Source organism: Micromonospora sp. NPDC049799, from assembly GCF_040656655.1.
Lineage (GTDB): Bacteria > Actinomycetota > Actinomycetes > Mycobacteriales > Micromonosporaceae > Micromonospora.
This window is the reverse complement of the sequence record NZ_JBFAMU010000283.1, coordinates 1-6,344: the sequence shown is the minus strand read 5'-3', so window position 1 is coordinate 6,344 and position 6,344 is coordinate 1. Positions and strand designations below refer to the sequence as shown.

Annotated in this window: 7 protein-coding genes; 1 reads left to right on the top strand and 6 read right to left on the bottom strand. The window is 73.6% G+C overall.

Going from position 1 to position 6,344, the window contains the following annotated elements; translation table 11 throughout:
* On the top strand, nt 1-400 hold a 400-nt coding region (locus AB0I76_RS19905), incomplete at its 5' end, for a type II toxin-antitoxin system PemK/MazF family toxin (protein WP_357037368.1).
* Nucleotides 401-517: 117 nt separating this feature from the next.
* Here the strand turns inward: AB0I76_RS19905 and AB0I76_RS19900 are convergent.
* The 6 genes from AB0I76_RS19900 to mnmA form a co-directional block, all read right to left on the bottom strand.
* Nucleotides 518-1,519: an ADP-ribosylglycohydrolase family protein gene (locus AB0I76_RS19900; protein ID WP_357037365.1), complete on the bottom strand. Its 1,002-nt coding sequence runs from the start codon at nt 1,517-1,519 to the stop codon at nt 518-520.
* A gap of 91 nt (nt 1,520-1,610) precedes the next feature.
* A complete protein-coding gene (locus AB0I76_RS19895) occupies nt 1,611-1,976 on the bottom strand; it encodes a VOC family protein (RefSeq protein WP_357037362.1) in 366 nt (121 codons plus the stop codon).
* Nucleotides 1,977-2,014: 38 nt separating this feature from the next.
* Nucleotides 2,015-3,442, bottom strand: coding sequence for an IS607 family element RNA-guided endonuclease TnpB (gene tnpB, locus AB0I76_RS19890; RefSeq protein ID WP_357037360.1), 1,428 nt, complete (start codon nt 3,440-3,442; stop codon nt 2,015-2,017).
* Nucleotides 3,439-4,014 carry an IS607 family transposase gene (locus tag AB0I76_RS19885; protein ID WP_357037357.1) on the bottom strand — a complete coding sequence of 192 codons (576 nt, stop codon included), beginning with the start codon at nt 4,012-4,014 and terminating at the stop codon, nt 3,439-3,441. The genes tnpB and AB0I76_RS19885 overlap by 4 nt, the downstream gene beginning before the upstream one ends.
* 63 nt (nt 4,015-4,077) lie before the next feature.
* Nucleotides 4,078-5,082 (bottom strand): methionine synthase, encoded by a 1,005-nt coding sequence (locus AB0I76_RS19880; RefSeq protein ID WP_357037354.1) that lies wholly within the window; start codon nt 5,080-5,082, stop codon nt 4,078-4,080.
* A gap of 30 nt (nt 5,083-5,112) precedes the next feature.
* Entirely contained in the window at nt 5,113-6,186 is a 1,074-nt protein-coding gene (gene mnmA, locus AB0I76_RS19875; RefSeq protein ID WP_357037351.1) for a tRNA 2-thiouridine(34) synthase MnmA, read from the bottom strand.
* Nucleotides 6,187-6,344: the final 158 nt, after the last annotated feature.

The window sequence follows — 6,344 nt, the reverse complement described above, 5'->3', positions numbered from 1 at the left end:
CCCCGGCGCGAAGGGGCGCGGTCGTACCCGGTCCACCGCACCACCGCGCCCGCGTACCGGCCAGGCCGCGCCCGCCGGCGCGCCCGCCGCGGGTGAGATCTGGTGGGCCGACGTCCCGTACGCCGACGGCAGCGGCTCGAAGGTGCGGCCCTGCCTGGTGCTGCGGGTCGATCCGCGGGGCGCCGACGTCCTGAAGATCACCAGTCAGGACAAGAGCGACCGGGACGACCACGTGCGCATCCCGACCCGCGAGTGGGACCCGGACGCCGACCATGACAGCTTCGTCAACCTGGGCGAGCCCGTCCACATCCCCCTGGCCGACTTCTCCAACCACGTCGGCACCTGCGCCCCCGCCCTCTGGCGCGAGATCCGCCGTCTCCCCCACCTCCCCACCGCCTGACCCCCCGGCCCCGCCCCGACCCCTCCCCGCCATGTTGATCAAGGGGTTTGCGCCACTTCGAAGATCAACCTTGACGCAAACCCCTTGATCAACGCCGCAGGGCCGGCGTCGACCGGGTCAGTCCCAGGTGTTGGAGAGGGTGGCGAGCTGGTCGGCGTACTCGATGCGGGTCGCCCACTCCGCCGGCCAGGCGGGCATGCCGTGCGCCGCGCCGACGAAGGCCCCGGCCAGGGCGGCGATCGAGTCGGAGTCGCCGGCGGTCGTGGCGGCGCGGGCCAGGGCGGTCACCGGGTCGTCGGCGTGCCGGACGGCGCAGTACAACGCCGTGGCCAGCGCCTCCTCCGCGATCCAGCCCTCGCCGGTGTGCCGGCACGGGTCGCCGCCGTCGTCGGGGCGGGACAGCGCGGCGTCGAGCCGGGCGAGCACGTCGAGGCACTCGTCCCAGCCCCGGGCGACGAAGTCCTCCGGCGTGGACGCCCCGGGCCGCTCCCACAGGTCGCCGAGCCAGTCCGCGCGGTAGACCCGACGCTGGTCGCGCGCCCGGTCCGTCAGCAGCCCCGGAACCTCCGCCAGGGCTGCGCCGTCGCGCACCAGCCGCACCGCGTACGCGGTCAGCTCGCTGGCCGCCAGGCCGGTCGGGTGACCGTGGGTCAGGCCGGCCTGGAGCTGGGCGAGCCCGGCGAGGGTGTCCAGGTCGACGTCGACCAGGCCCACCGGGGTCACGCGCATGTTCGCCCCGCAGCCCTTGGAGCCGGCGACCGTCGCCTCCTGCCAGCGCAGCCCCCGGCCCAGCTCGGCGCAGGCGCGCAGGCAGGTCATGCCCGGGGCGCGGTTGTTGTCCGGGCTGACCGCCCAGTCGAGGAACCGCTGCCGCAGCAGCGGCTCGACCACCTCGGGGGCGAGCACCGGCGCCTCGTGCAGCGCCCAGGCGACCGCGAGCGCCATCTGCGTGTCGTCGGTGACCAGCGCCGGATCGCCGGTGAGGTCACGCGGGCCGGCCGGGCCGTACCGCCGGACGATCTCGGCGACGGTCAGGAACTCGGTGTCCTTGCCGAGGGCGTCACCGTAGGCGAGGCCGAACAGCGAGCCGGCGGCCCGCCGGAACGAGGTGTCGATCATGCCCCGGATCATGCCGCCCGCCCGCAACCGCCGAAACCCCGGCCGGCCCGCGCGTCCCCTCCACCCCGTGCCGGAGCGGCCACACGACGGATCAGTCGACGTCGAAGACCAGACAGAACGGGTGACCGGCCGGGTCGGCGTAGACCCGGAAGTCCGCACCCCCACCGGGCAGCCGGCGGGCGCCCAGCGCCAGCACCTGCTTCTCGGCGGTCTCGACGTCGTCCACCTCGACGTCGAGATGGAACTGCTGGGGCACGCCCGGCTCGGGCCAGGTCGGCGGGCGGAGGGTGGGCGCCTTCTGGAAGGCGAGGCGGTGGCCGGAGCCGGAGATCACCACCCAGTCGTCGCCGCTGGTCCCCTCGGCGTCCAACGGCAGGCCGAGCACCTCGGAGTAGAACGTGGCGAGGGCCCGCGGGTCGGGGCAGTCGATCACCACGGAACGCAGGTGTCCAATCATGCCGGTCATCCTGCCCCGACCCGTACGACAGGAAACCGTTACCTTTCAGTGAGCAAACGTGGCTCATGATTGGCAGTCGTCCGTTGCCGGGCGACGTTGACCGGATGAACCGGTCTAGACGCTTCACGGCCCGCCGCCCCGCCTGCGGATGCAGGTCTTACGGGTCTTACGTAGGCTCCACGTCCTGTTTTTGCGTCGCCCGGCAACTCCAGGTCGACGTGCCGCACGAGCGCGGCGAGATTACGTGCCGCGTTGACGTCCCGGTCCAGGGACAGTCCGCACGCGGTGCAGTGGAGCATGCGCTCGGCCAGCGACAGCTTGGGTTTCAACGTCTTGCAGGCGGAGCACGTCTTGGAGCTGGGGTACCACCGGTCGGCGACGTACAGCGTGCTGCCGTACCAGCCGGTCTTGTAGCCGAGGTGCCGGCGCAGCGTCGCCGGGGCGGCGTCGGTCAGGGACCGGGCCAGCTTGCGGTTGCGGACCATCCCGGCCACGTGGAGGTCCTCCACGACGACCGTGGTGAACTGCTGCGCCAGGCGGGTGGTGAGCTGGTGCCACGAGTCGGCGCGGACGGCCGAGACTGTGGCGTGCAGTCGAGCCACCGCGTCCTGTGCCCGCTGCCACCGGTTCGACGCGGTCCGTTTGCGCCTGGCCTGCGGGGCGTAGGGGCCGATCCGCCGGGCCGCACGGCGCTGCGCCTTGCCGAGTTTCCTCAACGCGGCCTTGAACGGCGCCGGGTTCGGCACCATCTCGCCGGTGGACAGCACCGCCAGGTGCTTGATCCCGGCGTCCACCCCGACCACCCGGCCGGCCTTCGGCGCGTACGCCGGCCGTCCGACCGTGCGCCGGACGGCGACCTGGAACGAGCAGAACCACCTGCCGGCGGTCTCGGTGATCGTGGCGGACAGGATCGCCGCGGTGCCCGCCCCTACCCGGCGGGCCAGCTTGCGGGTCGACTCGTGGGTGCGGATGCGACCCAGCCGGGGCAGCACCACGTGCCGGTAGCTGGGGTCGACCCGGATCGCGCCGGTGGTGAACCGGGCCGACCTGCGACCGTGCTTCCTCTTGGTCCGGGGCCAGCCCATCCGGCGGCCCTTGCGGGCACCGGTACGCGAGGCGTGCCAGTTACCCAGCGCTGCGGACAGGTTCGCCAGGCCGGTGTTGAACGCCTCCTTGGAACACTCCGCCCACCACGGCGCCACCCACTGCTTGATCTCATTCCAGGTGCGCCGCAGGTCCGGCAGGGACCAGCCCTGCCACGGCGTCAGGTCGGTCTCGGCCACCCCGTAGCTGGCCTCGGCAGCCCGTTGCGTCTTCACCGCGCTGACCCGCCGCAGCATGTGGTTGTAGGCGAACCGGGCCGCGCCGGTGTTGCGGCGCAGACCGAGAACCTGGGCGTCACTCGGGTCGAGGGCGAACCGGTACGCCTGCACGGTCCAGCCGGCCGGCGGCTCGTACCGCTTCACGACTCGTCCTTGGCGGTGGCCGCGGCCACAGCGCGGCTGGCGCGGTTCGCCGCGGCCCGGCGGCCGTGCAGCCGGGCGCAGAGACTAGTGAGGATCTCCGTGACGTCCCGCACCAGGTCGTCGTCCACCTCGGCCGGGTCGGCGACCATCAGCCGGCGGCCCTGGGCGGCCAGCGCCGCCTCAACGTACTCGGCGCCGAACCGGGCGAACCGGTCCCGGTGCTCGACCACGATCGTCGTTACGGACGGGTCGCGCAGCAGCCCGAGGAACTTCTTACGTCGGCCGTTCAAGGCGGAGCCGACCTCGGTCACCACGCGGGAGACGGCCATGTTCTGCCCAGTGACCCAGGCGGCCACCCGGGCGACCTGCCGGTCAAGGTCGGCTCGCTGATTGACCGACGACACCCGGGCGTAGACAACCACCTGGCCCTGGGTGTCGTCACTGACAACGTCCACCATGATCGTCCCCGACGGAAGACGCCGAGCGGGTACCGGCATGGTTCCCTCGCGGAACCATCGGTACGCGGTCTGCGGGTGCACACCCTTACGGCGCGCCCACTCGGCAAGCTTCACAGAACGATATAACACTCATATATTCGTATGTTTGATCACGGGAGAGTGAGCAGTTGTCAGCCCTCACGCCTCGGCGAGCCGCCGGCCGGCGTCCCGGCACGCGGCGAGCACCGCCCGCGCGTACGGCTCGGTGGCGTTGGCGAGCCCGCAGGACGGGGTCACCACGACCTGCTCGGCCAGTTGCCGGAGCGGGAAGCCGAGCCGGTCCCAGATCCGGCGTACCCGGTCGGCGACCTCGGCCGACGTCGGTGCGCGACCGGCGGACGGTGGCCGGGTCGGCGCGGCGCCGGCCAGCAATCCCAGCCCCGCGTCGATGGCCTCCCCCAGCGGGTCCAGGTCGGTGAGCAACTCCAGGTCGAGGGCCACCCCGACGGCGCCGGCCGACCGGATCAGGTCCAGCGGCACGTCCGGCGCACAGCAGTGCACGACCACCGGCACGCCGGCCGCGTCGACGACGGTCCGGAGCAGCGAACGGGCGAGGTCCGACTCCACCGGCCGGTAGACGCCCAGGCCGCTCTCGGTCGGCACCCGTCCGGCCAGCACCGTCGGCAGCGACGGCTCGTCGACCTGCAGCAGGATCGACGCCCGGGGCAGCCGGCGACGGACCGCCGCGACGTGCTCGCGTACGCCCTCGGCGAGCGAACCGGTCAGGTCCCGCACCGCGCCCGGGTCACGCAGCATCCGGCCGCCGATCGGCAGTTCCAGCGAGGCGGCCAGCGTGAACGGGCCGCCGACCTGGATCTTCACCGGACCGGCGAACTGCTCGGCCTGCTCGGCGAGCTGGTCGAGGTCCCGTTCCATGAGGTCACGGGCGCGGCGCAGGTCCCGGCCGGGGCGGAGGGCGACACGCCAGCGGGCCGCGTACACCTCGACGGGCAGCTCGACCAGCAGCCCGGCGGTGCGGCCGATCAGGTCGGCGCCGGGACCCCGCGCCGGCAGCTCCGGCAGGTGCGGCAGCGCGGGCAGCTCACCGAGGACGACCCGCTGCGCCTCCGCGATGTCGGTGCCGGGCAGCGAACCGATGCCGGTCGCCGCGCCGGCCGGCCACGGCCACGCCTGATCTGTCACGGGCGAAGACTATCGGGTACGGCGCCCCGGTCAGGTGGCGATGGTCGCGGAGCCGAGCACCACGTCGCCTGCGGGATCCGGCCGGTACGCGACGACGGCCTGGCCGGCGGCGACCCCCCGGACGGGACGGCGCAGCTCGGCGGTCAGGCCGTCGGCGGTCAGCTCGACCGTCGCCGGCACCACGTCACCGTGTGCCCGCAGCTGCACCTCGCACTCCAGCGGGGCGTCCGGGCGGGCACCGCCGGTCCACACCGGACGCTCGGCGCGGACCCGGGAGACCTCCAGCGCGTCGGCCGGGCCGACGGTCACCGTGTTGGTCTTCGGCGTGATCGAGAGCACGTAGCGCGGGCGGCCGTCCGGTGCCGGCCGGTCCAGGTGCAGGCCGCGCCGCTGGCCGACGGTGTACGCGTATGCCCCGCGGTGACTGCCCACCACCGCGCCGGTGGTCGCGTCGACCACGTCACCGGGGGCCTCGCCGAGTCGCTGGGCGAGGAAGCCGCGCGTGTCACCGTCGGCGATGAAGCAGATGTCGTGCGAGTCGGGCTTGTCGGCGACGGCCAGGCCGCGCCGGGCGGCCTCCTCACGCACGTCGGCCTTGGTCGAGTCGCCCAGGGGGAAGATCGACCGGTCCAGCTGCGCGCGGGTGAGGACGGCGAGGACGTACGACTGGTCCTTGGCGAGGTCGACGCTGCGCCGCAGCAGGCCGTCCGGGCCGAGCCGGGCGTGGTGGCCGGTGACCACGGCGTCGAAGCCCAGGGCCACGGCCCGGTCCAGCACCGCGGCGAACTTGATCTTCTCGTTGCAGCGCAGGCACGGATTGGGCGTACGACCGGCCGCGTACTCGGCGACGAAGTCGTCCACCACGTCGGCGTGGAACCGCTCGGCCATGTCCCAGACGTAGAACGGGATGCCGATGACGTCGGCGGCCCGACGGGCGTCCCGTGAGTCCTCCAGCGTGCAGCAGCCGCGCGCACCGGTGCGGTACGTCTGCGGGTTGCGCGCGAGCGCCAGGTGCACGCCGGTCACGTCGTGCCCCGCCTCCACGGCCCGCGCCGCGGCCACGGCGGAGTCCACGCCGCCCGACATCGCCGCCAACACCCTCACCGACACACCTCCCACGTCACCCCGTCGAGCCTATCCCCGCCCACCGCCCGACCACCCCACCCATCCCGCCCCTGCGACCCATCCCACCCCAACTCCCCCACCCCCCCCCACCCCAAGCCCCCCAGCCCCTCGCCCCTCGCCCCCCAGCCCCTCGCCCC